The organism is Streptomyces sp. NPDC051041 (assembly GCF_044456065.1).
Taxonomy (GTDB): domain Bacteria; phylum Actinomycetota; class Actinomycetes; order Streptomycetales; family Streptomycetaceae; genus Streptomyces; species Streptomyces glaucus.
Genome location: NZ_JBITFM010000004.1, coordinates 118,485 through 143,774 on the forward strand (window position 1 = coordinate 118,485; position 25,290 = coordinate 143,774).

A 25,290-nucleotide genomic window follows, 5' to 3' on the forward strand; every position below is an offset into this window, starting at 1 on the left:
GCCGTGCCACACGCTGATCAGTCCCAAACCACCCCAAAGGGTCAACCCGTGACATACCCGGGACCGCCCAGGCCGGTACAGGTCTCCGCCACACCTCTCGCGGACCTCGCCGGCCGGCTGGGGATCACCGCGCCGGAGAGCACCGCCGGGATCACGGGCATCACCCACGACTCGCGCGCCGTCCGCCCCGGCGACCTGTACGCCGCCCTGCCCGGCGCCCGCGCGCACGGCGCCGACTTCGCCGCCCAGGCCGCCGGCCTCGGCGCGGCCGCCGTGCTGACCGACCCGGCCGGCGCCGAGCGCGCCGCCGCGACCGGCCTGCCGGTCCTGGTGACCGACGACCCGCGCGCGCGGATGGGCGAACTGGCGGCCGCGATCTACGGCCACCCCGGCCGCGATCTGCTCCAGATCGGCATCACCGGCACCTCCGGCAAGACCACCACCGCCTACCTCGTCGAGGGCGGCCTGCGGACGGCCCGCACCACCGGACTGATCGGCACCGTCGAGATGCGCGTCGGCGACGAGCGCATCAAGTCCGAGCGCACCACCCCCGAGGCCACCGACCTCCAGGCCCTGTTCGCGGTCATGCGCGAACGCGGCGTCGAGGCGGTCGCCATGGAGGTCTCCAGCCACGCCCTGGTGCTCGGCCGGGTCGACGGCTGCGTCTTCGACGTCGCGGTGTTCACCAACCTCAGCCCGGAGCACATGGAGTTCCACTCCGACATGGAGGACTACTTCCGGGCCAAGGCGCAGCTGTTCACCCCGGAGCGCAGCCGTCTCGGCGTGGTCAACGCCGACGACGAGTACGGCCGCCGGCTCGTCGAGGAGGCCGGCGTCCCGGTCGTCACCTACTCCGCCGAGGGCCGCCCCGACGCCGACTGGCGCGCCGAGGACGTCCGGATCGGCCAGCTGGACTCGACGTTCACCGTGGTCGGCCCCGAGGGCCGGAGGGTCGCCGCCAGGTCGCCGCTGCCGGGCCCCTTCAACGTGGCGAACACCCTCGCCGCGATCGTCGCCCTGGCCGCCGCCGGCCTCGACCCGCAGGCCGCCGCCGACGGCGTGGCCGCCGTACCGGGCGTGCCGGGCCGGCTGGAGCGGGTGGACGCCGGGCAGCCGTATCTCGCGGTGGTCGACTACGCCCACAAGACGGACGCCGTCGAATCGGTCCTCCGCGCGCTGCGCAAGGTCACCGAGGGCCGGCTGCACGTCGTCCTCGGCTGCGGCGGCGACCGCGACACCACCAAGCGCGCCCCGATGGGCGCCGCCGCGGCCCGGCTCGCCGACACGGCCGTGCTGACCTCCGACAACCCCCGCTCCGAGGACCCCCTCGCGATCCTCGCCACCATGCTCCAGGGCGCGGCCTCCGTGCCCGCGCACGAGCGCGGCGAGGTCCAGGTCTTCGAGGACCGGGCCGCCGCCATCGCCGCCGCCGTCGCCCGGGCCGAGCCCGGCGACACCGTGCTGGTCGCGGGCAAGGGCCACGAGCAGGGCCAGGACATCGCCGGGGTGGTCCGTCCCTTCGACGACCGCCAGGTGCTTCGCGAAGCAATCCGGAAGACCCAGGGATGAAAATCCAGAAGACCCAGGGGATGAACTTGTGATCGCCCTCTCCCTCGCCGAGATCGCAGAAGTCGTCGGCGGGCAGACGCACGACATACCGGACCCGTCGGTGCAGGTCACCGGACCGGTCGTCCGGGACTCCCGTGAGGTGGAGCCCGGCAGCCTCTTCGTCGCCTTCGTGGGCGAGCGCGTGGACGGCCACGACTTCGCGCAGGCGGTCGTCGGCGCGGGCGCGGTGGCCGTGCTCGGCTCCCGCCCGGTCGGCGTGCCCGCGATCGTCGTGGACGACGTGCGGACGGCCCTCGGCGCCCTCGCCCGCCACGTCGTACGACGCCTCGGCGCCACCCTCGTGGCCCTCACCGGCTCGGCGGGCAAGACCAGCACCAAGGACCTCATCGCGCAGGTGCTGCAGCGCAAGGCGCCGACGGTGTTCACGCCGGGCTCGCTCAACAACGAGATCGGGCTGCCGCTGACCGCCCTCGACGCCACCCAGGACACCCGCTTCCTGGTGCTGGAGATGGGCGCCCGCGGCATCGGCCACATCCGGTACCTCACCGAACTCACCCCGCCCAGGATCGGCCTGGTGCTCAACGTCGGCTCCGCCCACATCGGCGAGTTCGGCGGGCGCGAGCAGATCGCGCAGGCCAAGGGCGAACTCGTGGAGGCGCTGCCCCCCGAGGCCGACGGCGGTGTCGCGGTCCTCAACGCGGACGACCCGTTCGTCCGGGCCATGGCCTCCCGTACGAAGGCGAAGGTGATCTTTTTCGGAGAGTCCGACGAAGCGGACGTTCGCGCCGAGAACGTGCGACTCACGGACAGCGGACAGCCCTCCTTCAGGCTTCACACACCCTCCGGTGCAAGTGATGTGACCATGCGCCTGTACGGTGAGCACCACGTGTCGAACGCGCTCGCCGCGGCCGCCGTCGCCCACGAGCTGGGCATGTCCGCAGACGAGATCGCCGTCGCGCTCTCCGAGGCGGGCTCCCTCTCCCGCTGGCGGATGGAGGTCACCGAGCGCCCGGACGGCGTGACGGTCGTCAACGACGCCTACAACGCGAACCCCGAGTCCATGCGGGCCGCCCTGCGCGCGCTCGCGGCCATGGGCAAGGGGCGCCGTACGTGGGCGGTGCTCGGCAAGATGGCCGAGCTCGGGGACGAGGCGCTCGCCGAGCACGACGCGGTCGGACGGCTCGCCGTCCGGCTCAACGTCAGCAAGCTCGTCGCGGTCGGCGGCAGGGAAGCCGCCTGGCTGCAACTGGGCGCATATAACGAGGGTTCGTGGGGTGAGGAGTCGGTGCACGTGTCCGACGCACAGGCGGCGGTCGACCTGTTGCGCAGCGAGTTGCGCCCGGGGGACGTCGTGCTCGTGAAGGCGTCCCGTTCGGTGGGGCTCGAGAGCGTGGCGCAGGCGCTGCTCGAGACCGGTGCCGAGGGTGAGGTTGCCGCCCGATGATGAAGCAGATCCTGTTCGCAGGAGTCATTGGCCTGTTCCTCAGCCTCGTCGGCACCCCGCTGCTGATCAAGCTGCTGGCCCGCAAGGGCTACGGGCAGTACATCCGCGACGACGGCCCGCGTGAGCACCACAGCAAGCGCGGTACGCCGACCATGGGCGGCATCGCCTTCATCCTGGCGACGGTCGCGGCGTACTTCCTGGCCAAGGCGATCACGGCCTACCTGGAGGACCCCGACGTCGACACGGCGCCGACCTTCTCGGGCCTGCTGGTGCTCGGCCTGATGGTGGGCATGGGCCTGGTCGGCTTCCTCGACGACTACATCAAGATCGTCAAGCGGCGTTCGCTGGGCCTGCGGGCCAAGGCGAAGATGGCCGGCCAGCTGATCGTCGGCGTCGCCTTCGCGGTGCTCTCGCTGCAGTTCGCGGACAACCGCGGCAACACGCCGGCCTCCACGAAGCTGTCGTTCATCACGGACTTCGGCTGGTCGATCGGCCCGGTGCTGTTCGTGGTCTGGGCGCTGTTCATGATCCTCGCGATGTCGAACGGCGTGAACCTGACCGACGGCCTGGACGGCCTGGCCACCGGCGCCTCCGTCCTCGTCTTCGGCGCCTACACCTTCATCGGCGTCTGGCAGTTCCAGGAGTCCTGCGCCAACGCCCAGACGCTGACCAACCCCAACGCCTGCTACGAGGTGCGCGACCCCCTCGACCTCGCGGTGGTCGCCTCCGCCCTCATGGGGGCCTGCCTGGGCTTCCTGTGGTGGAACACCTCGCCGGCCAAGATCTTCATGGGCGACACCGGTTCGCTGGCGCTCGGCGGCGTGCTCGCGGGGCTCGCGATCTGCTCCCGCACCGAGCTGCTGCTCGCCATCCTCGGCGGCCTGTTCGTCCTGATCACCATGTCGGTCGTCATCCAGGTCGGCTCCTTCCGGCTCACCGGCAAGCGGGTCTTCCGGATGGCGCCACTCCAGCACCACTTCGAACTCAAGGGCTGGTCCGAGGTCCTGGTGGTGGTCCGCTTCTGGATCATCCAAGGCATCTGCGTGATCGTCGGACTGGGCCTCTTCTACGCGGGATGGGCAGCGCACAAGTGACCTCCTCGGTGTCTTCGGACCGCCCCGACTTCCAGGGCAAGCACGTCACCGTCGCCGGACTCGGCGTCTCCGGCGTCCCGGCGGCCAGGGTGCTGCACGGCCTGGGCGCGCACGTCACGGTCGTCAACGACGGCGACGACGAGCGCGCCCGCGCCCAGGCCGCCGAGTTGGAGGCGCTCGGCGTCACCGTCCGCCTCGGCGACGGCGCGACCCTGCCCGAGGGCACCGAGCTCGTCGTCACCGCGCCCGGCTGGAAGCCCGACAAGCCGCTGTTCGCGGCGGCCGGGCGGGCCGGGGTCCCGGTCTGGGGCGACGTGGAGCTCGCCTGGCGGCTCCGCGGCCCCGGCGCCGCCCCCTGGCTGGCCGTCACGGGCACCAACGGCAAGACCACCACCGTCCAGATGCTCGCCGCCATCCTGAAGGCGGCGGGCCTGCGCACGGCCGCCGTCGGCAACATCGGCGTCTCGCTGCTGGACGCGGTGCTCGGCGAGGAGAAGTACGACGTCCTGGCCGTGGAGCTGTCCAGCTACCAGCTCCACTGGGCGCCCTCCCTGCGCGCCCACTCGGCCGCCGTGCTCAACCTCGCCCCCGACCACCTCGACTGGCACGGCTCCATGGAGGCGTACGCGCGCGACAAGGGCCGCATCTACGAGGGCAATCGCATCGCCTGCGTCTACAACGCCGCCGACAAGGCCACCGAGGACCTGGTGCGCGCGGCGGACGTCGAGGAGGGCTGCCGGGCCGTCGGCTTCACCCTGGGCACGCCCGCCCCGTCCCAACTCGGCGTCGTGGACGGCATCCTGGTCGACCGGGCCTTCGTCGAGAACCGGCAGAAGAACGCCCAGGAACTCGCCGAGGTCGGGGACGTCGACCCGCCGGCCCCGCACAACATCGCCAACGCCCTCGCCGCGGCGGCCCTCGCCCGCGCCTTCGGCGTGCCCGCGGCGGCCGTACGGGACGGGCTGCGGGCCTTCCGCCCGGACGCCCACCGCATCGCGCACGTGGCCGACGTGGACGGCGTGGCGTACGTCGACGACTCCAAGGCCACCAACACCCACGCGGCCGAGGCCTCGTTGGCGGCGTACGAGTCCGTCGTGTGGATCGCGGGCGGGCTCGCGAAGGGCGCGACCTTCGACGAACTGGTCGCCAGGTCGGCCGGGCGGCTGCGCGGGGCCGTGCTGATCGGCGCCGACCGCGCGCTGATCCGTGAAGCCCTCGCGCGACACGCGCCCGGGGTACCCGTCGTCGACCTCGACCGGACGGACACTGGGGCGATGCTCCGGGCCGTCCAGGAGGCGAAGCGGCTCGCCGAGCCCGGCGACACGGTGCTGCTGGCCCCCGCCTGTGCCTCCATGGACATGTTCGCCAACTACAACGAGCGCGGCGACGCGTTCGCGGAAGCGGTCCGCGAACTCGCCGCGGGCGCCTGACGGCGGGTCCCGGCCACGGCGAGTGCCCCGGTACGGGACCCTTGGAGGGATGCGTGAGTCGGATGCGGCGGGGAACTCGTCGGTGGTTCCGAACCGGTGGCGCGGCGCTGTGGCGGCCCGTCGCTCCCCTCGTGCCCCGGCCGTCCGGGAGGGGCGCGCGCGGGGCGTTCCCGCACGGCGGGGCGGTGTGCGCCGGTGCCCGGTAGCCGTACCGGGCGGCCGCCCGCCCGGCGGGCCGTGCGCAGGCCCGCGGCGTCCCGGCCCCCGCGCGACAATCCCGTCGTCCGCCTCTGCGCACGCGCGCGCAAGGGCTGGGACCGGCCGCTGACCGCGTACTACCTCATCCTCGGCGGCAGTCTGCTGATCACCGGGCTCGGCCTGGTGATGGTCTACTCGGCCTCCCAGATCACCGCGCTGCAACTGTCGCTGCCGGGGTCGTACTTCTTCCGCAAGCAGTTCCTGGCCGCCGTGATCGGCGCCGGACTGCTGTTCGCGGCCTCGCGCATGCCGGTGAAGCTGCACCGGGCGCTGGCCTACCCGATCCTCGCCGGCGCCGTCTTCCTGATGGTCCTGGTGCAGGTCCCGGGCATAGGGGTGGCGGTCAACGGCAACCAGAACTGGATCTCCCTCGGCGGCTCCTTCCAGATCCAGCCCAGCGAGTTCGGCAAGCTCGCCCTCGTCCTGTGGGGCGCGGACCTGCTCGCCCGCAAGCAGGACAGGAAGATGCTGACGCAGTGGAAGCACATGCTGATGCCGCTCGTGCCGGTCGCCTTCATGCTGCTCGGGCTGATCATGATCGGCGGCGACATGGGGACCGCGATCATCCTGACGGCGATCCTGTTCGGCCTGCTGTGGCTGGCGGGCGCGCCCACCCGGCTGTTCACCGGGGTGCTGTCGATCGCCGCGGTCCTCGGGGTGATCCTGATCAGGACCAGCCCCAACCGGATGGCCCGCCTCTCCTGCATCGGCGCCACCGAGCCCGGCCCCAACGACACCTGCTGGCAGGCCGTGCACGGCATCTACGCGCTGGCCTCCGGCGGACTGTTCGGCTCCGGCCTGGGCGCCAGTGTGGAAAAATGGGGACAACTTCCCGAAGCCCACACCGACTTCATCTTCGCCGTCACCGGTGAGGAACTGGGCCTGGCGGGCACGCTGTCGGTGCTCGCCCTCTTCGCGGCTCTAGGCTATGCGGGTATCCGCGTGGCCGGACGCACGGAGGACCCCTTCGTCAGGTATGCCGCGGGAGGCGTGACCACCTGGATCACGGCGCAGGCCGTGATCAACATCGGTGCGGTGCTCGGTCTGCTGCCGATCGCCGGCGTCCCCCTCCCGCTGTTCTCCTACGGGGGATCCGCCCTGCTGCCGACCATGTTCGCCATCGGGCTGCTGATCGCCTTCGCGCGTGACGAGCCCGCTGCGCGGGCGGCGCTTGCGATGCGGCAACCTCGCTTTGGTAGAAAGCGGGGGGCTGGGGGAGCCGGCTCGGGCCGAAGCCCCCGGAGATGGAACACGATGCGACGGCGCGCCTCGGCGGCGCGCACGTCCGGAGAGCGGTGAATTTCGGTGCATGTCGTCCTCGCCGGTGGAGGGACCGCCGGCCACATCGAGCCCGCGCTCGCCCTCGCGGACGCCCTGCGCAGGCAGGACCCGACGGTGGGGATCACGGCCCTGGGCACGGAGCGCGGTCTGGAGACCCGGCTCGTGCCCGAGCGCGGTTACGAGCTCGCGCTGATCCCCGCGGTGCCGCTGCCGCGCAAGCCCACCCCCGAGCTGATCACCGTCCCGGGCCGGCTGCGCGGCACGATCAAGGCGACCGAGCAGATCCTGGAGCGCACCAAGGCGGACGTCGTGGTCGGCTTCGGCGGCTACGTCGCCCTGCCCGGCTACCTCGCGGCCAAGCGGCTCGGCGTGCCGATCGTCATCCACGAGGCCAACGCCCGCCCGGGCCTGGCCAACAAGATCGGCTCCCGGTACGCCTCCCAGGTCGCCGTCTCCACGCCGGACAGCAAGCTGCGGGGCGCCCGCTACATCGGCATCCCGCTGCGCCGCTCCATCGCGACCCTGGACCGCGCCGCGGTGCGCCCCGAGGCCCGCGCGACGTTCGGGCTCGACCCCAACCTGCCCACGCTGCTGGTCTCCGGCGGCTCGCAGGGCGCCCGCCGCCTCAACGAGGTGACGCAGGCGGTCGCGCCCTACCTCCAGCAGGCCGGCATCCAGATCCTGCACGCGGTCGGCCCGAAGAACGAGCTGCCGCAGGTCCACCAGATGCCGGGCATGCCGCCGTACATCCCGGTGAGTTACCTGGACCGGATGGACCTCGCGTACGCCGCGGCCGACATGATGCTCTGCCGCGCCGGCGCGATGACCGTCGCCGAGCTCTCCGCCGTCGGGCTCCCGGCCGCCTACGTCCCGCTGCCCATCGGCAACGGCGAGCAGCGGCTGAACGCCCAGCCGGTGGTCAAGGCCGGCGGCGGCCTGCTGGTCGACGACGCGGACCTCACCCCCGAGTGGGTGCAGCAGAACGTTCTGCCCGTGCTCGCCGACCCGCACCGGCTGTACGAGATGTCCCGCGCCGCGAGCGAGTTCGGCCGCCGGGACGCCGACGACCTGCTCGTCGGCATGGTGTACGAAGCGGTCGCCGCCGGCCGCGCGCATCGCTAGGCACGTGTGACGGAAGGCAGGGAGCGTGGCCGGACCGACCACCGCCGAGCGCGGTGAACGCCAGCAGGGGTCGTCCGGCCCGCAGCCGCCCCCCGCGGGGCGGCTGCGGCCGCCCCGTCCTCGTACGGCGGTCGCCCTGGCCGTCGTCCTGCTGCTCCTCGCCGCCGGACTGGGCTGGGTGTTCTACGGCTCCGGCTGGCTGCGCGTGGAGCGGGTGTCCGTCTCCGGGACCCGTGTCCTGACGCCCGAGCAGGTGCGCCGGACCGCCGACGTTCCCGTCGGGGAGCCGTTGATTTCCGTGGACACCGAAGGGATCGAGACACAGCTGCGTCAAAAATTGTCCCGAATTGGCGCGGTGGACGTGGTTCGTTCCTGGCCCCACGGAATCGAGTTGAAAGTGACTGAGCGTACTCCGGTTCTCGTTGTTCAAAAGGGGCGAAACTTCGTCGAAGTGGACAAAGAAGGCGTCCATTTCGCCACGGTTTCCCAGGCGCCGAAAGGCGTGCCCCGACTGGAATTGTCGGTGTCCCGGTCCGGCTCCGCCGCCGCGAGCCTGCGCCGCTTCGGCGAGGGGCGGCTCGTCCGGGAGGCCGTGCGGGTCGCCGGACACCTTCCGGCCGCGGTCGCCCGCGACACCCGGACCGTCAAGGTCCGTTCCTACGACGACATCTCCCTGGAGCTGGACGGCGGCCGGACCGTGGCGTGGGGGAGCGGCGAGAAGGGGGCGCGCAAGGCGCGCGCGCTCACCGCCCTGATGAAAGGCGCGCCCGGTGCGCGGCACTTCGACGTCAGTGTCCCCACCGCGCCCGCGTCATCGGGAAGTTGACGTACATCCGCGCAGGCCAGCACCCTGGCTGGGCAGCGCTACGGCTGATCACATAGGGTGAAAAGAAAAACGGGAGGTTCGGCGTGTTCGTTGAACGTGCGCCGCTTGTCGACTTAGTGTCCTGTTCAGAAGACTCCAGGGAACAGACACACTGGTAACCCTAAACTTCAACGTTAGGGTTCGGGTCGGCGAAACGGACCGTCCCATTCGGCATCAGTCGTCGGATCGCGGGGCAGCAGTGCTTCGACGGGTCGGCGACACGTAACTCGAGGCGAGAGGCCTTCGACGTGGCAGCACCGCAGAACTACCTCGCAGTCATCAAAGTCATCGGTGTCGGCGGCGGTGGTGTCAATGCCATCAACCGGATGATCGAGGTCGGTCTCAAGGGCGTCGAGTTCATCGCCATCAACACCGACGCGCAAGCTCTGTTGATGAGCGACGCCGACGTCAAGCTGGACGTCGGCCGTGAACTCACCCGCGGACTCGGCGCCGGAGCCAACCCGGCCGTCGGCCGCAAGGCAGCCGAGGACCACCGCGAGGAGATCGAGGAGGTCCTCAAGGGGGCCGACATGGTCTTCGTGACAGCCGGTGAAGGCGGCGGCACCGGCACCGGCGGCGCGCCCGTCGTGGCCAACATCGCCCGCTCCCTCGGCGCCCTCACCATCGGTGTGGTGACGCGCCCGTTCACCTTCGAGGGGCGGCGCCGCGCCAACCAGGCCGAGGACGGCATCGCCGAACTCCGCGAAGAGGTCGACACCCTCATCGTCATCCCGAACGACCGGCTGCTGTCCATCTCGGACCGCCAGGTCTCGGTCCTGGACGCCTTCAAGTCGGCCGACCAGGTCCTGCTCTCCGGTGTGCAGGGCATCACCGACCTCATCACCACCCCCGGCCTGATCAACCTCGACTTCGCCGACGTCAAGTCGGTCATGTCCGAGGCCGGTTCGGCCCTCATGGGCATCGGCTCGGCCCGCGGCGACGACCGCGCGGTGGCCGCGGCCGAGATGGCGATCTCCTCGCCGCTGCTGGAGGCCTCCATCGACGGCGCCCGCGGTGTGCTGCTCTCCATCTCCGGCGGCTCCGACCTCGGCCTGTTCGAGATCAACGAGGCCGCCCAGCTGGTCAGTGAGGCCGCCCACCCCGAAGCCAACATCATCTTCGGCGCGGTGATCGACGACGCCCTCGGCGACGAGGTCCGGGTCACCGTGATCGCGGCCGGCTTCGACGGGGGCCAGCCCCCGGCCCGCCGGGACAACGTCCTCGGCTCGTCCTCGGCCAAGCGCGAGGAGCCCGCTCCGGTGCGGCAGCCCGAGAGCCGCCCGTCCTTCGGCTCGCTCGGCAGCGTCAAGCCGAAGGAGGAACCCGAGCCCGCCCCGGAGCCGGTCGTCGACCTCCCGCCGGTCGCCCCGCCGGTCCCGCCGTCCCGGACCTACGCGGACAGCGCGGCCGAGGAGCTGGACGTGCCGGACTTCCTCAAGTGATCCTCCTGACGTGATAGGACAGCGCGAGAACGTGAGCGGCGCGCACTTCGCCTTCACCGACCGGTGGGGCGGAGTGAGCGCCGCTCCGTATGAGGAGCTCAACCTCGGCGGAGCGGTCGGTGACGACCCCGGCGCCGTACGTGCCAACCGGGAGCTGGCGGCCGAGTCCCTGGGCCTCGACCCGGGCCGGGTGGTCTGGATGAACCAGGTGCACGGGCCGGACGTGGCGGTGGTCGACGGCCCCTGGGGGGACCGCCCCGTGCCGGAGGTCGACGCGGTCGTCACGGCCGAGCGGGGTCTCGCCCTCGCCGTGCTCACCGCCGACTGCACCCCCGTGCTGCTCGCCGACCCCGTCGCCGGGATCGCCGCCGCGGCCCACGCCGGCCGGCCCGGCATGATCGCCGGGGTCGTCCCCGCCGCCGTGCGGGCCATGATCGAACTCGGCGCCGAGCCGGACCGGATCGTCGCCCGCACCGGGCCCGCGGTCTGCGGCCGGTGCTACGAGGTGCCGGAGGAGATGCGCGCCGAGGTGGCCGCCGTCGAGCCGGCGGCGTACGCCGAGACGAGCTGGGGCACGCCGGCGGTCGACGTGAGCGCCGGGGTGCGCGCGCAGCTCGACCGGCTCGGGGTGCGCGACCAGGCGCAGTCGCCGGTGTGCACGCGGGAGTCGCGCGACCACTTCTCGTACCGCCGCGACCGCACCACCGGGCGGCTCGCGGGCTATGTGTGGCTGGATTGATGAGAGATGACGGACCGTAAGGACGAGCTCGCCGCGAACCTGGCGAAAGTCGAAAGGCGCATCGCGGCCGCCTGCGCCGCCGCCGGGCGGGAGCGCGAGGAGGTGACCCTGATCGTGGTCACCAAGACCTATCCCGCGAGCGACGTGCGGATCCTGGCGGAGCTCGGCGTGCGCCACGTCGCCGAGAACCGCGACCAGGACGCCGCGCCCAAGGCCGCCGCCTGCTCGGATCTGCCTCTTACCTGGCACTTCGTGGGTCAGTTGCAGACCAACAAGGTTCGCTCCGTGGCCGGTTACGCGGACTTCGTGCAGTCCGTCGATCGTGCCAAGCTCGTCACGGTCCTCTCCCGGGAGGCCGTGCGGGCCGGGCGCGAGATCGGGTGCCTCGTCCAGGTCGCGCTCGACGCGGGGGAGAACGGACGGGGCGAGCGGGGCGGGGTGGCGCCCGATGGCATCGGGGAGTTGGCCGATCTCGTCGCCGGGGCTCCGGGACTGCGGCTCGACGGACTGATGACCGTCGCCCCGCTCACCGGGGAGTACGCGGGACGCGAACGGGCGGCGTTCGATCGGTTGATGGATTTGTCGACTGACCTGCGCCGGAGCCATCCGGCTGCCACCATGGTCTCGGCAGGGATGAGTGCGGACCTCGAGCAGGCCGTGACGGCTGGTGCGACACATGTGCGCGTCGGCAGCGCGGTACTCGGAGTCCGCTCCAGGCTCGGGTAACGTCGCCAGGAAGTCGGACCACAGCAGAAAATATGGTCATTACCGCCGAACAGCGGACATAACGACCACGTGGATCGCAGGACTTGGCAGTCGTCAGCCGATCCACCACAGAGCGGAGGACTCAGAGAATGGCCGGCGCGATGCGCAAGATGGCGGTCTACCTCGGCCTCGTGGAGGACGATGGGTACGACGGCCGGGGGTTCGACCCCGACGACGACTTCGAGCCCGAACTGGACCCGGAACCCGAGCGGGACCACCGGCGGCACGAGCCGTCGCACCAGTCCCACGGTTCACATCAGCCCCAAAGGGACGAAGAGGCACGAGTCGTACAGCCGCCCGCGCCGCGCGAGCCGGTCGCACGGTCCGCTTCGCTACCCGCGGAATCCAGCCGTCCGGCGCGCATCGCGCCCGTGGCATCCATCACACAAGAACGCGCGAGCCTGGAAAAGAGCGCACCGGTCATCATGCCCAAGGTCGTGTCCGAACGAGAGCCTTACCGGATCACCACGCTTCACCCCCGGACCTACAACGAGGCCCGTACCATCGGGGAACACTTCCGTGAGGGCACTCCGGTGATCATGAATCTGACTGAGATGGATGACACAGACGCGAAGCGACTTGTCGACTTTGCGGCCGGTTTGGTGTTTGGTCTTCACGGCAGTATCGAGCGGGTGACGCAGAAGGTGTTTCTGTTGTCGCCTGCTAACGTCGATGTCACGGCGGAGGACAAGGCCCGCATCGCAGAGGGCGGGTTCTTCAACCAGAGCTGAGACGCACCACCGGAAACAGCAGTACACAGCAGCACCCAGCAGCACGGCACAGGGGAGAGGGAAGTACAGGTCATGAGCGTGGTCCTGGACGTCGTCTACATCGCGCTGATGTGCTTCCTCATCGTGCTCATCTTCCGGTTGGTCATGGACTACGTCTTCCAGTTCGCCCGCTCGTGGCAACCCGGCAAGGCGATGGTGGTCGTCCTGGAGGCCACCTACACTGTCACCGATCCACCGCTGAAGCTTCTGCGGCGGTTCATCCCGCCGCTGCGTCTCGGGGGCGTGGCGCTCGACCTGTCCTTCTTCGTACTGATGATCATCGTCTACATCCTGATCTCGATCGTGAGCCGGCTGTGAGCGATGAGAGAGATACGGGCTTGCCGAATGCCGACGACTACGTTGAGGTGAAGAGATGCCGTTGACCCCCGAGGACGTGCGGAACAAGCAGTTCACGACCGTCCGCCTCCGAGAAGGCTATGACGAGGACGAGGTCGATGCCTTCCTCGACGAGGTCGAAGCCGAACTGACCCGCCTGCTCCGCGAGAACGAGGACCTGCGCGCCAAGCTGGCCGCCGCCACGCGCGCCGCCGCGCAGAACCAGCAGAACATGCGCAAGCCTCCGGAGCAGCAGCAGGACCAGCAGCAGGGTATGCCCCAGCAGCAGGGCATGCCTCAGCAGGGCATGCGCGGTCCCGGCGCTCCCGTCCCCGCCGGCATATCGGGCCCGCCGCAGCAGCAGATGGGCGGCCCCATGGGTGGTCCCCCCCAGCTGCCGAGCGGTGCTCCTCAGCTGCCCGCCGGTCCCGGCGGTCAGGGTGGCCCGCAGGGTCCCGGCCCGATGGGCCAGGGTCCTGGTCCGATGGGTCAGGGTCCGATGCAGGGCCAGATGGGTCCCGGCCCGATGGGCGGACCCATGGGTCCCGGCCCGATGGGGCAGGGTCCCGGCGGCGACAGCGCCGCCCGTGTCCTCTCGCTGGCCCAGCAGACCGCCGACCAGGCGATCGCCGAGGCCCGCTCCGAGGCGAACAAGATCGTCGGCGAGGCCCGTTCGCGCGCCGAGGGCCTGGAGCGGGACGCCCGTGCCAAGGCCGACGCCCTGGAGCGGGACGCGCAGGAGAAGCACCGCGTCGCGATGGGCTCCCTGGAGTCCGCCCGCGCCACGCTGGAGCGCAAGGTCGAGGACCTGCGCGGCTTCGAGCGCGAGTACCGCACGCGGCTGAAGTCCTACCTGGAGTCGCAGCTGCGCCAGCTGGAGACCCAGGCCGACGACTCGCTCGCCCCGCCGCGCACGCCCGCGACGGCCTCCCTCCCGCCGTCCCCGGCGCCCTCCATGGCCCCGGCCGGCGCGAGCGCCCCGTCGTACGGCGGCAACCAGGGCATGGGCGGCGGCCCCTCGCCGTCCGCTCCGTCCTACGGCGGTCAGCAGCAGATGTCTCCGGCGATGACCCAGCCGATGGCTCCGGTCCGGCCGCAGAGCCCGTCCCCGATGGGCCAGGCCCCCTCGCCGATGCGCGGGTTCCTGATCGACGAGGACGACAACTGACGGGTCGCAGGGCGACGTAGGAGTCGGCAGCGTTCAGGGCGGGGCCCCGGACTTCGGTCCGGGGCCCCGCCCTTGTGCTACGCGCGTTCGAGGGCCGTGGGCGGGGTCGTCCGGGGGCGGGCGGGGGCGCACGGAAGCGACGCGGAAGGCCCGGGACCATCGGTTTCTTCGATGGTCCCGGGCCCCGGTGGGTGCGCGGTCACGCCGCGCGCGGTTACGCCTTGCGCAGGCGGAAGGTCAGCGTCAGGCCCTCGTCCGTGAACGGGTCCCCGTAGGTGTCGTCCGCCTCGCCCTGGGCGAAGTCGGTGGCGAGGACCTCGTCGGCGATCAGGGCGGAGTGGCCGGTCAGGGCGTCGACGGTCGCCGGGTCCGTGGCCGTCCAGCGCAGGGCGATGCGGTCGGCGACGTCGAGGCCGCTGTTCTTGCGGGCCTCCTGGATCAGCCGGATCGCGTCACGGGCCAGGCCCGCCCGGCGCAGCTCCTCGGTGATCTCCAGGTCGAGGGCGACTGTGGCGCCCGCGTCGGAGGCCACCGACCAGCCCTCGCGCGGGGTCTCGGTGATGATGACCTCGTCGGGGGCCAGGGTGATCGTCTCGCCGTCGACCTCGACCGACGCCGTGCCCTCGCGCAGGGCCAGGGACAGGGCGGCCGCGTCGGCGTTCGCGATGGCCTTGGCCACGTCCTGGACGCGCTTGCCGAACCGCTTGCCGAGCGCGCGGAAGTTGGCCTTGGCGGTGGTGTCCACCAGGGAGCCGCCCACCTCGCTCAGCGACGCCAGGGACTCGACGTTCAGCTCCTCGGTGATCTGCGTGTGCAGCTCGGGGTCGAGGGAGTCGAAGCCGGTGGCCGCGATCAGGGCGCGCCGCAGCGGCTGGCGCGTCTTGACGCCGGACTCCGCGCGCGTGGCACGGCCCAGCTCGACCAGCCGGCGGACCAGCACCATCTGCCGCGACAGCTCCGGGTCGATGGCGGTCAGGTCCGCCTCCGGCCAGGAGGACAGGTGCACCGACTCCGGGGCGCCCGGGGTGACCGGGACGACCAGGTCCTGCCACACCCGCTCGGTGATGAACGGGGTGATCGGCGCCATCAGCTTGGTGACGGTCTCCAGCACCTCGTGCAGCGTGCGCAGCGCGGCCCGGTCGCCCTGCCAGAAGCGGCGCCGGGAGCGGCGCACGTACCAGTTGGACAGGTCGTCGACGAACGCGGACAGCAGCTTGCCGGCGCGCTGGGTGTCGTACCCCTCCAGGGACCGGGTGACCTGGTCGGTGAGCGCGTGCAGCTCGGACAGCAGCCAGCGGTCCAGCAGCGGGCGGTCGGCCGGGGCCGGGTCGTCCTCGCCCGGCGCCCAGCCCGCGGTACGGGCGTACAGGGCCTGGAAGGCGACCGTGTTCCAGTAGGTGAGGAGCGTCTTGCGGACCACTTCCTGGATGGTGTTGTGGCCGACGCGGCGGGCCGCCCAGGGGGAGCCGCCGGCCGCCATGAACCAGCGGACCGCGTCGGCGCCGTGCTGGTCCATGAGCGGGATCGGCTGGAGGATGTTGCCCAGGTGCTTGGACATCTTCCGGCCGTCCTCGGCGAGGATGTGGCCGAGGCAGACCACGTTCTCGTACGGCGACCTGTCGAAGACGAGCGTGCCGACCGCCATCAGCGTGTAGAACCAGCCGCGGGTCTGGTCGATGGCCTCGCTGATGAACTGGGCCGGGTAGCGGGACTCGAAGAGTTCCTTGTTCTTGTAGGGGTAGCCCCACTGCGCGAACGGCATCGAGCCCGAGTCGTACCAGGCGTCGATGACCTCAGGCACGCGCGTGGCGGTCTTTCCGCAGCCCTCGTGCGGGCAGGCGAAGGTGACCTCGTCGATGTAGGGACGGTGCGGGTCGAGGCCCGACTGGTCGGTGCCGGTCAGCTCGGTGAGCTCGGTGAGCGAGCCGACGCAGGTGAGGTGGTCGTCCGCGCAGCGCCAGATCGGCAGCGGGGTGCCCCAGTAGCGGTTGCGGGACAGCGCCCAGTCGATGTTGTTGTTCAGCCAGTCGCCGTACCGGCCGTGCTTGACCGTCTCCGGGAACCAGTTGGTCCTCTCGTTCTCCGCCAGGAGGCGGTCCTTGACGACGGTGGTGCGGATGTACCAGGACGGCTGCGCGTAGTAGAGGAGCGCGGTGTGGCAGCGCCAGCAGTGCGGGTAGCTGTGCTCGTACGGGAGGTGCTTGAAGAGCAGGCCGCGCTGCTGGAGGTCCTCGGTGAGCTTCTCGTCCGCCTTCTTGAAGAAGACGCCGCCGACCAGGGGGACGTCCTCGGCGAAGGTGCCGTCCGGGCGGATCGGGTTCACCACCGGCAGGCCGTAGGAGCGGCAGACCCTCAGGTCGTCCTCGCCGAAGGCGGGGGACTGGTGGACCAGGCCGGTGCCGTCCTCGGTGGTGACGTACTCGGCGTTCACCACGAAGTGGGCCGGCTCCGGGAACTCCACCAGCTCGAACGGGCGCCGGTAGGTCCAGCGCTCCATCTCGGCGCCGGTGAAGGTCCGCCCGGTGGCCTCCCAGCCCTCGCCGAGCGCCTTGGCCAGGAGCGGTTCGGCCACGACGAGCTGCTCCTCGCCGTTGGTCGCGACGACGTAGGTGACCTCGGGGTGCGCGGCGACCGCGGTGTTGGAGACCAGCGTCCACGGCGTGGTCGTCCACACCAGGAGGGCGGCCTGGCCGGCGAGCGGGCCGGAGGTGAGGGGGAAGCGGACGTACACCGACGGGTCGACGACCGTCTCGTAGCCCTGCGCCAGCTCGTGGTCGGACAGGCCGGTGCCGCAGCGGGGGCACCAGGGGGCGACGCGGTGGTCCTGGACCAGCAGCCCCTTGTTGAAGATCTCCTTCAGCGACCACCAGACGGACTCGATGTACTCGGGCTTCATGGTGATGTACGCCTCGTCGAGGTCGACCCAGTAGCCCATGCGGGTCGTCAGCTCGGAGAAGGCGTCGGTGTGGCGGAGCACGGACTCGCGGCACTTGGCGTTGAACTCGGCGATGCCGTACGCCTCGATGTCCTTCTTGCCGGAGAAGCCGAGCTCCTTCTCCACCGCGAGCTCCACGGGCAGGCCGTGGCAGTCCCAGCCGGCCTTGCGGGCCACGTGGTAGCCGCGCATGGTGCGGAAACGGGGGAAGACGTCCTTGAAGACGCGCGCCTCGATGTGGTGGGCGCCGGGCATGCCGTTGGCGGTGGGCGGGCCCTCATAGAACACCCACTCGGGGCGGCCCTCGGACTGCTCCAGGCTCTTGGCGAAGATCTTCTGCTCGCGCCAGAAGTCGAGCACGGCGTGCTCGAGGGCGGGCAGGTCGACCTGGGCGGGCACCTGGCGGTACGTCGGCTCTGTCATCTGCGAGCTTCCTCCAACGGACTTGCTGCCTTCCGTCGGAGGGACGAGAGCTGTGTCTTCCGGCGCCGTCTGCGGCGCGCTCCCGCGGTACCACCCTCCTTGGCCCCCCGACGCGGAGTGTGCACCGGTGAGCCCCCTCATTGAGGTCGCGATGCCGGTTCTACTCGCCGTGAGTGCTCCCCGCGGCTTTCTTCCGGCGGCTCCGGGGTGATCTTCACGTCGCGCTCGCCCCCGGGCTCACACCGTCCCCGGGTCGCTCTGGGCTGCGTACGCCGCTACTCGTCCCCATCCACGCTTTTCGCTCCGCCCAGTGTACGGCGCTGCGCGGGCGGCGGCCGACCGGTTTCCGGCTGCCCGGGGCGCGGGGCGTCGTATCGCCCGACGTGACCCGAATGGCGCGGTACGCCTGCCCGCATCCCGGGACACGCGGCTCGGCGGCATACCCGGCGGGGAGCTGGGCACAACGGATGCAGGCTCGCCGCGCGGTATCCGCGGGGCGTGCGGATCGGTCGGTTCGCCCCGTTGCCGCGGGACTCAAGTCGATTTATCGTCCCAGCACGATTCGCGAGCAAGATCACAATATGTGAAGGGGCCGCGGCCATGGTGGCGAAGAAGACCGCCGTACAGCAGTCGGCGGGCAGGTCCGCGAACGCCTCCGGGGGCACGCGTGCCTCCGCGGACGCGGCCGGAGACGGGGCGGGGAGGAAGAGCGCGCGGGCAGGGGCGGCCGGGACGGATGCGGCGAAGGCGGTGCGGGGGGCCGGCGGCGGGGGGAAGGCGGCGGCGGAGAGGAGGGCCGTCGCCGGGAGGCCGGTGCCCGAAGGGAAGGACGCGGCACCTGAGGGGACGGCCGAGGGGAGGACGGCCGCCGCGAAAGGGGCCGTGAGGAAGGCGGCGGTCGAGAAGGCGGTGGCCGGGAAGGCGGCCTCGCCGCGGAAGGCGGCGCCGGGGAAGGGCACGAGGGGGAAAGGGGGCGCCGGGAGGACCGGCTCGGACGCGACGGCCCCAGGGGAGACGGCCACCGGGGCGGTCCCCGGGGCGACGGCCGCCCGGGGGGCGGCGGGGAAGGCGGCCGAGGAGGGCGGTGCCGGCGGGGGCGGCACCGGGAAACGCGCGGCCGGGAGGAGTACCGCCAGGGCCGGCGCGGGCAGGAAGAGCACGGTCAAGAAGGTGGACGCGGCGCAGACCGCGGAGCAGACGGGAGCCACGACAGTGGTTGGGAAGAAGACTCCTGGCACGGCCACGGCGGCGAAGACCGCCGTTCCGAAGGCACGGTTCGCCGCGGCGGAGCCGGGTGAACTGGCGGTGCGCCCCGGTGAGGACCCCTGGACCCCGGAAGAGGTCGAGGAGGCCCGCACCGAGCTGCAGTCCGAGGAGGCCCGGCTGCGCGCGGAGATCACCTCGTCGGAGCGGTCGCTCGCCGGCCTGATGCGGGATTCCGGGGACGGCGCGGGCGACGACCAGGCGGACACCGGCACCAAGAACATCACGCGGGAGCACGAGCTGGCGCTCGCCGCCAACGCGCGCGAGATGCTCACCCAGACCGAGCGCGCCCTCGAACGCCTCGACGCGGGCACCTACGGCCTGTGCGAGAACTGCGGCAACCCCATCGGCAAGGCCCGGATGCAGGCCTTCCCGCGGGCCACCCTGTGCGTCGAGTGCAAGCAGAAGCAGGAGCGCCGGTACTGACCGGCCCTCCGCGCGCCTCCTGAGCACGTGCGCCGTGGAAGGCGTGCCGTACCCTCGTCCTCAGTCAGGCACCTAGGTTGAGGGACTCACGTGGCAGAGGCGGAGCGCATCATCGGTACGCCGGACGACACCCCGGACGCGGCACGGGCGGAGCAGCGGCCCGGCGGACACGCGTCGGGTGAGCGGCCCGGCGCCGAGACGGCACGGACCCCGGCCGGCGCCCCCGGCGCCGACGGGACGGCCGGGGCGCCGGCCGGCGTGGACGAGCAGGCGGCCGGCGCGGACGGGACGGCGGGCGGCGCGGCCGGGCGGCCCCGGGGGAAGCGGCGCGTCGCCGTGCTGTTCGCGGTCGCCGCCATCGCCTACGCCCTCGACCTGATCAGCAAGATGATCGTGGTCGCCAAGCTGGAGCACCACCCGCCCATCGAGATCGTCGGGGACTGGCTGCGGTTCGAGGCGATCCGCAACGCGGGCGCGGCCTTCGGCTTCGGCGAGGCCTTCACCGTGATCTTCACGGTGATCGCGGCGGCCGTGATCGTGGTGATCGCCCGGCTCGCGCGCAAGCTCTACAGCCTGCCCTGGGCGGTCGCGCTCGGGCTGCTGCTCGGCGGCGCGCTCGGCAACCTCACCGACCGGATCTTCCGGTCGCCGGGCGTCTTCCAGGGAGCGGTCGTCGACTTCATCGCGCCCAAGCACTTCGCGGTGTTCAACCTCGCCGACTCGGCGATCGTGTGCGGCGGCATCCTGATCGTGCTGCTGTCGTTCAAGGGGCTCGACCCGGACGGGACCGTCCACAAGGACTGAGGCCGCCGGGCCTGCGGGAGCTGCCCGCGGGGGCGGGTACGCGGCCGCTCCCGGCCGCCGCTCACGCCCGCGCCCGGCGCCGGCCCGCGGGCGCGCGTACGGGACTGCCGGACCCGTCCGGCATACTCGACGGGTGAGCACGATTCCCGAGATCCGCACCCTGCCCGTGCCCGACGGCCTGGAGGGCGAGCGTGTCGACGCCGCCATCTCCCGCATGTTCGGCTTCTCCCGCACCAAGGCCGCCGAGCTGGCGGCGGCGGGGAAGGTCACGGTCGACGGCTCGGTGGTCGGCAAGTCGGAGCGGGTGCGCGGCGGGGCCTGGCTGGAGGTCGAGATGCCGCAGGCGCCCGCGCCGGTGCAGGTGGTCGCCGAGCCGGTCGAGGGCATGGAGATCGTGCACGACGACGACGACGTGGTCGTGATCGTCAAGCCGGTCGGCGTCGCCGCCCACCCGTCGCCGGGCTGGACCGGGCCGACGGTGATCGGCGGGCTCGCCGCCGCCGGGTACCGCATCTCCACCTCCGGCGCCGCCGAGCGCCAGGGCATCGTCCACCGCCTCGACGTCGGCACGTCCGGGCTGATGGTGGTGGCCAAGTCGGAGTACGCGTACACCTCGCTCAAGCGCCAGTTCAAGGAGCGCACCGTCGACAAGCGCTACCACACGCTCGTCCAGGGCCACCCCGACCCGACCAGCGGCACCATCGACGCGCCCATCGGCCGGCACCCCAACCACGACTACAAGTGGGCGGTCACCGCCGACGGCAAGCCCTCCGTCACGCACTACGACCTGATCGAGGCGTTCCGCGCGGCCTCCCTGCTCGACGTGAAGCTGGAGACCGGCCGCACCCACCAGATCCGCGTCCACATGGCCGCCCACCGCCACCCCTGCGTCGGCGACCTGACCTACGGCGCCGACCCGACCCTCGCCAAACGCCTCGGCCTGACCCGGCAGTGGCTGCACGCCGTGCGGCTCGGCTTCGAGCACCCCGGCACCGGCGAGTGGGCGGAGTTCGCCTGCGACTACCCGCAGGACCTGCAGCAGGCCCTGGACCAGGTCCGTGAGGAGACCTACGCATGAGCGCCCCGCCGTACGTGGTGCGGATCGCGGAGGACCCCGCCGACCGCGAGGCGTGCTTCGCCGTGCGCAAGGAGGTCTTCGTCGCCGAGCAGGGCGTCCCGGAGGACATCGAGTACGACGCGTACGACGCCGGGGCCGTGCACGTCCTGGCGGTCCGGGAGGACGGGCTGCCGCTCGGCACCGGGCGGCTGCTGCACGGCGCGGCGGCCGCCGCCAGGACCGGCGGCGACGCGTCCGTGGGGTCGCTGGGGCGGCTGGCCGTGACGAAGGCCGCCCGCGGGCTGGGCGTCGGCGCCGCCCTGGTGCGGGCCGTCGAGGACGCCGCCCGCGCGCGGGGCCTCACCGCGGTCGACCTGCACGCGCAGACGCACGCCCTGGGCTTCTACGAGCGGCTCGGGTACGAGGCGTACGGGCCCGAGTTCCCCGACGCGGGGATACCCCACCGGGCGATGCGGCGCGCCCTGTAGCCCGAGGGGACGACGAGGCTGGTGAGAGCGGTGACGTGGCAGTCTTGAAGTCTGCCCTGTGATCGCCGAGAGCCACCGGAGCGCCGACCGTGGACCAGTTGGCCCTGTTGTTCCTGCTGCTGCTCGGGGCCCTGGTGAGCGTCCCGGTCGGAGACCGGCTCGGGCTGCCGGCGCCGGTGCTGATGACCCTGCTCGGGATCGCCCTGGCCCTGCCCGGCTTCGTGCCGAACGTCGACGTCCCGCCGGACCTGATCCTGCCCCTGCTGCTGCCGCCGCTGCTGTACGCCGCGGTGCGGCGGACCTCCTGGCGGCAGTTCGCGGCCAACAAACGGCCGATCTTCCTGCTGGCGGTGGCGCTGGTGTTCGTCACCATGACGTGCGTGGCCGTGGTGGCCCACGCGATCGTGCCGGGGCTGCCGCTCGCCGCCGCGTTCGCGCTCGGCGCGCTGATCGCGCCGCCGGACCCGGTCGCCGCCACCGCCGTCGCCGGGCGGCTCGGGCTGCCCCGCCGGCTGGTGTCCATCCTGGAGGGCGAGGGCCTCTTCAACGACGTGACGGCCATCGTGCTGTACCACGTGGCGATCGCCGCCGCGGTCAGCGGGACCTTCTCGCCGTGGCGGGCCGGGCTGGAGCTGGTGCTGTCCGCCGCCGTCGCCGTCGCGGTGGGGCTCGCGCTGGGCTGGGGCGCCAACCGCCTGCTGGACCTGCTGGAGGACGCGACCCTGCAGATCGGGCTGACGCTGCTGGTGCCGTACGCCTCCTACGTCATGGCCGAGGAACTGCACGGCTCCGGTGTGCTCGCCGTGCTCACCACCGCGCTGTTCCTCGCCGAGTACGGCACCGACCCCGACGACGTGATGACCCGCCTGGCCGGGCACACCTTCTGGAGCGTCGTCGACACGCTCGTCACCGGGGTGGCGTTCGGGCTGATCGGGCTGGAGCTGCACAACGCGCTGCGCACCGCCTCCGGGCGGTGGGGCGAGCTGCTCGGCTGGTCGGCGGCGGTGGTGGGCGTGGTCGTCCTCGTCCGGCTGCTGTGGCTGCTGCCGGCGACCTGGCTGACCAAGCGGCTGCACGCCCGCCGGGACCACGACGAGGACATTCCGGTGAGCCGGCGGGAGACCGTCGTCATGTGGTGGTCGGGGATGCGCGGCGTGGCCTCGGTGGCGCTGGCGCTGGCGATTCCGCTGACGACCGGGGACGGGGCGCCCTTCCCCGGCCGGAACGAGATGGTGTTCATCGCGTTCGGCGTGATCCTGGCGACGCTGGTGGTGCAGGGGCTGACGCTGCCCTGGCTGGTGAGGCGGCTCGGGGTGCGGGCCGACACGGAGCGGGAGAAGGAGTTCGAGAAGGAGCTCGCCGTGCGGGCGGCCAGGGCGGCCCGCGGCCGGCTCCGGGAGATCGAGTCGGCGGAGGAACTGCCGGAGGAGCTGTCCGAGCAGATGCTGCGGCGGGCCTTCGAGATCGGCGTGCGGATCAGTCCCGACCTGGCGGACGAGGAGCGGCGGGAGGCGCACCGGCAGCGGGTGCGGCGGCTGAAGCGGATCCGGCGGATCCACCAGGAGATGCTGAGCGCCGCGCGGCACGAGGTGCTGGCCGCGCGCAGCGAACCCGGGGCCGACCCGGAGATCGTGGACCGGGTGCTGCGCCATCTCGACGTGCGCAGTCTGCGGTGAGCCCGCTCGCTCGCCCGACCTTCGCGCGGTCCTCCCGATAGGCTCCGGTCATGACTCGCAACGTCGTGATCAGTGGTGGGGGCACGGGGATCGGACTCGCCGCGGCCCGGGCCTTCGCGGCGGACGGGGACCGGGTGCTGCTGCTCGGGCGGCGGGCCGCGGTGCTGGAGCGGGCCGGGGTGCCCGGCGCGCTCACCTGTGCGGCGGACCTCGGCGACCCGCGCGGCGTACGCGCGGTGGAGCGGTTCGTGGCCGCGGAGCTGGGCACCGTGGACGTCCTGATCCACAGTGCCGGAGGCGCCGGGTACCGGGAGCCGGGGGCGGAGGCGGACGGCGACGATCCGCTCGACGCCGTGCTGCACGACTGGACCCTCAACTTCAGGCTCAACACCCTCACCGCGGTCCTGCTCACCGAGGCCCTGAAGGACCGGCTCGCCGATCCCGGGGGGCGGGTGCTGTTCCTCGGCTCCATCGCCGCCTACCGGGGCTCCGGCAAAGGGGCGTACGCGGCGGCCAAGGCGGCGCTGCACCCGTACGCCCACGCCCTGGCCCGGGAGCTGGGGCCGCGCGGCGTCACCGTGAACGTGGTCGCGCCCGGCTACGTCGAGGACACCGAGTTCTTCGGCGACGCGATGGACGAGGAGCGGCGGGCGCGGCTCGTCGCCGAGACCTCGACGGGACGGGCCGGGCGGCCCGGGGACGTCGCCGCGACCCTGCACTGGCTGGCCTCCCCGGCCGCCGGGCACATCACCTCGCAGATCATCCAGGTCAACGGCGGCGCCGAGCGCGGCCACTGAGCAACGCCCCGGCGCCGAGCGCTCAGCGCTCCGGCCGTCCGTGGTAGCGGCGCTGGGCGGGCACCCCGTCCGGGGACGGGCGGCGCCCGCCGTGCCCCGGCGGCGGCACCGCGTCCGCCGTGTTGACCCGGGGCAGGGCGTAGGGGTGCTCCTCGGCCAGCCAGCGGATCATCCGCTCGCGGACCGTGACCCGCAGCGTCCACAGGTCGTCGGCGTCCTTCGCCGTCACCAGGCCCCGCACCTGCAGGGTGCTCGGGGTGGTGTCGGTGACGTCCAGGCCGTAGGCGCGGCCGTCCCAGGCCGGGCACTCGCGCAGGATGTCCCGGAGCTTGTCGCGCATCGCGTCCAGCGGGGCCGTGTGGTCGAGGTGCCAGTAGACGATGCCGGTCATCTGCGGGGTGCCGCGCGACCAGTTCTCGAACGGCTTCGACGTGAAGTACGACACCGGCATCGTGATCCGCCGCTCGTCCCAGGTGCGCACGGTCAGGAACGTCAGCGTTATCTCCTCGACCGTGCCCCACTCGCCCTCCACCACCACGGTGTCCCCGATGCGCACCATGTCCCCGAAGGCGATCTGCAGCCCGGCGAACATGTTGCTGAGCGTGGACTGGGCGGCGACACCGGCGACGACGCCGAGGATGCCGGCCGAGGCCAGCAGCGAGGCGCCCGCCGCGCGGAACGTCGGGAACGTCAGCAGCATCGCCGCCACGGCCACCACCCCGACGATCGCGGAGACCACCCGCCTGATCAGCGTCACCTGGGTGCGCACCCGGCGGACCCGGGCCGGGTCGCGGTGGGCGCGGGCGTGCGCGTAGCGGCTGAAGGACGTCTCGACGACGGCGGCCGCGATGCGGATCACCAGCCAGGCGGCCGCCCCGATCAGCACCAGGGTCAGCGTCCGGCCGACGGCGACCCGGTGGTCCACCAGCAGCTGCGCCTCGTCGTACGCCCCCCTCAGCAGGGCCGCGCACAGGACGAGCTGGAAGGGGATGCGGCCACGGCGCAGCAGGCCCCACAGCGGGGTCTCGTGATGCCGTTCGTCCGCCTTGCGCAGCAGCAGGTCGGCGGCCCAGCCGAGCGCCAGTGTGAGCACGACCGAGCCGCCGACCACGATCAGCGGTCGTAGCAGGTTCTCCAT

General features: G+C 72.2%; 21 protein-coding genes. 19 read left to right on the plus strand and 2 right to left on the minus strand.

Going from position 1 to position 25,290, the window contains the following annotated elements; all coding sequences use genetic code 11:
- The first annotated feature begins 48 nt into the window (after window positions 1–48).
- From ACIBAI_RS09230 to ACIBAI_RS09290, 13 genes are all read left to right on the plus strand, one after another.
- Complete coding sequence (locus tag ACIBAI_RS09230; RefSeq protein WP_399032413.1) at window positions 49–1,569, plus strand: UDP-N-acetylmuramoyl-L-alanyl-D-glutamate--2,6-diaminopimelate ligase; 1,521 nt, start codon at window positions 49–51, stop codon at window positions 1,567–1,569.
- Between the two features lie 28 nt (window positions 1,570–1,597).
- A complete protein-coding gene (murF, locus tag ACIBAI_RS09235) occupies window positions 1,598–3,013 on the plus strand; it encodes a UDP-N-acetylmuramoyl-tripeptide--D-alanyl-D-alanine ligase (RefSeq protein ID WP_399032415.1) in 1,416 nt (471 codons plus the stop codon).
- Window positions 3,013–4,107 carry a phospho-N-acetylmuramoyl-pentapeptide-transferase gene (gene mraY, locus ACIBAI_RS09240; RefSeq protein ID WP_344601162.1) on the plus strand — a complete coding sequence of 365 codons (1,095 nt, stop codon included), beginning with the start codon at window positions 3,013–3,015 and terminating at the stop codon, window positions 4,105–4,107. The genes murF and mraY overlap by 1 nt, the downstream gene beginning before the upstream one ends.
- Entirely contained in the window at window positions 4,089–5,537 is a 1,449-nt protein-coding gene (gene murD, locus ACIBAI_RS09245; RefSeq protein WP_399032417.1) for a UDP-N-acetylmuramoyl-L-alanine--D-glutamate ligase, read from the plus strand. Before mraY ends, murD begins: the two co-directional genes overlap by 19 nt.
- Window positions 5,538–5,732: 195 nt before the next feature.
- The gene (ftsW, locus tag ACIBAI_RS09250) at window positions 5,733–7,094 is read left to right on the plus strand and encodes a putative lipid II flippase FtsW (RefSeq protein ID WP_399032419.1); all 1,362 of its coding nucleotides are present in this window, start codon (window positions 5,733–5,735) and stop codon (window positions 7,092–7,094) included.
- A gap of 6 nt (window positions 7,095–7,100) precedes the next feature.
- Entirely contained in the window at window positions 7,101–8,198 is a 1,098-nt protein-coding gene (gene murG, locus ACIBAI_RS09255; RefSeq protein WP_399032421.1) for an undecaprenyldiphospho-muramoylpentapeptide beta-N-acetylglucosaminyltransferase, read from the plus strand.
- Between the two features lie 25 nt (window positions 8,199–8,223).
- Complete coding sequence (locus ACIBAI_RS09260) at window positions 8,224–9,024, plus strand: cell division protein FtsQ/DivIB (protein ID WP_399032423.1); 801 nt, start codon at window positions 8,224–8,226, stop codon at window positions 9,022–9,024.
- 287 nt (window positions 9,025–9,311) lie between these two features.
- Window positions 9,312–10,505: a cell division protein FtsZ gene (gene ftsZ / locus ACIBAI_RS09265; RefSeq protein ID WP_344601134.1), complete on the plus strand. Its 1,194-nt coding sequence runs from the start codon at window positions 9,312–9,314 to the stop codon at window positions 10,503–10,505.
- Window positions 10,506–10,515: 10 nt separating this feature from the next.
- Window positions 10,516–11,244: a peptidoglycan editing factor PgeF gene (gene pgeF, locus ACIBAI_RS09270; protein ID WP_399032425.1), complete on the plus strand. Its 729-nt coding sequence runs from the start codon at window positions 10,516–10,518 to the stop codon at window positions 11,242–11,244.
- Between the two features lie 6 nt (window positions 11,245–11,250).
- On the plus strand, window positions 11,251–11,970 hold the full coding sequence (locus tag ACIBAI_RS09275) for a YggS family pyridoxal phosphate-dependent enzyme (protein ID WP_399032427.1): 720 nt from the start codon (window positions 11,251–11,253) through the stop codon (window positions 11,968–11,970).
- 128 nt (window positions 11,971–12,098) lie between these two features.
- Window positions 12,099–12,740 (plus strand): cell division protein SepF, encoded by a 642-nt coding sequence (locus tag ACIBAI_RS09280; RefSeq protein WP_344601128.1) that lies wholly within the window; start codon window positions 12,099–12,101, stop codon window positions 12,738–12,740.
- A 72-nt stretch (window positions 12,741–12,812) separates the two neighbouring features.
- Window positions 12,813–13,097: a YggT family protein gene (locus tag ACIBAI_RS09285; RefSeq protein ID WP_007448661.1), complete on the plus strand. Its 285-nt coding sequence runs from the start codon at window positions 12,813–12,815 to the stop codon at window positions 13,095–13,097.
- 55 nt (window positions 13,098–13,152) lie between these two features.
- Window positions 13,153–14,283 carry a DivIVA domain-containing protein gene (locus tag ACIBAI_RS09290; protein ID WP_399032429.1) on the plus strand — a complete coding sequence of 377 codons (1,131 nt, stop codon included), beginning with the start codon at window positions 13,153–13,155 and terminating at the stop codon, window positions 14,281–14,283.
- Window positions 14,284–14,497: 214 nt separating this feature from the next.
- Here the strand turns inward: ACIBAI_RS09290 and ileS are convergent, their stop codons facing one another.
- Window positions 14,498–17,641, minus strand: coding sequence for an isoleucine--tRNA ligase (gene ileS / locus ACIBAI_RS09295; protein ID WP_399032431.1), 3,144 nt, complete (start codon window positions 17,639–17,641; stop codon window positions 14,498–14,500).
- A gap of 600 nt (window positions 17,642–18,241) precedes the next feature.
- Here ileS and ACIBAI_RS09300 point away from each other — a divergent pair.
- The 6 genes from ACIBAI_RS09300 to ACIBAI_RS09325 all read left to right on the plus strand — a co-directional run bounded on the left by ACIBAI_RS09300 (window position 18,242) and on the right by ACIBAI_RS09325 (window position 24,152).
- Window positions 18,242–19,330, plus strand: coding sequence for a TraR/DksA family transcriptional regulator (locus ACIBAI_RS09300; protein WP_399032433.1), 1,089 nt, complete (start codon window positions 18,242–18,244; stop codon window positions 19,328–19,330).
- A 90-nt stretch (window positions 19,331–19,420) separates the two neighbouring features.
- Window positions 19,421–20,134 (plus strand): signal peptidase II, encoded by a 714-nt coding sequence (lspA, locus tag ACIBAI_RS09305; protein WP_399032435.1) that lies wholly within the window; start codon window positions 19,421–19,423, stop codon window positions 20,132–20,134.
- A 133-nt stretch (window positions 20,135–20,267) separates the two neighbouring features.
- The gene (locus ACIBAI_RS09310; RefSeq protein ID WP_399032436.1) at window positions 20,268–21,212 is read left to right on the plus strand and encodes an RluA family pseudouridine synthase; all 945 of its coding nucleotides are present in this window, start codon (window positions 20,268–20,270) and stop codon (window positions 21,210–21,212) included.
- A complete protein-coding gene (locus ACIBAI_RS09315) occupies window positions 21,209–21,679 on the plus strand; it encodes a GNAT family N-acetyltransferase (RefSeq protein ID WP_399032438.1) in 471 nt (156 codons plus the stop codon). The genes ACIBAI_RS09310 and ACIBAI_RS09315 overlap by 4 nt, the downstream gene beginning before the upstream one ends.
- Window positions 21,680–21,768: 89 nt before the next feature.
- Window positions 21,769–23,355 carry a Na+/H+ antiporter gene (locus ACIBAI_RS09320; protein ID WP_399032440.1) on the plus strand — a complete coding sequence of 529 codons (1,587 nt, stop codon included), beginning with the start codon at window positions 21,769–21,771 and terminating at the stop codon, window positions 23,353–23,355.
- 50 nt (window positions 23,356–23,405) lie between these two features.
- A complete protein-coding gene (locus ACIBAI_RS09325) occupies window positions 23,406–24,152 on the plus strand; it encodes an SDR family NAD(P)-dependent oxidoreductase (RefSeq protein ID WP_399032442.1) in 747 nt (248 codons plus the stop codon).
- 22 nt (window positions 24,153–24,174) lie between these two features.
- Here the strand turns inward: ACIBAI_RS09325 and ACIBAI_RS09330 are convergent, their stop codons facing one another.
- A complete protein-coding gene (locus ACIBAI_RS09330; protein ID WP_399032444.1) occupies window positions 24,175–25,290 on the minus strand; it encodes a mechanosensitive ion channel family protein in 1,116 nt (371 codons plus the stop codon).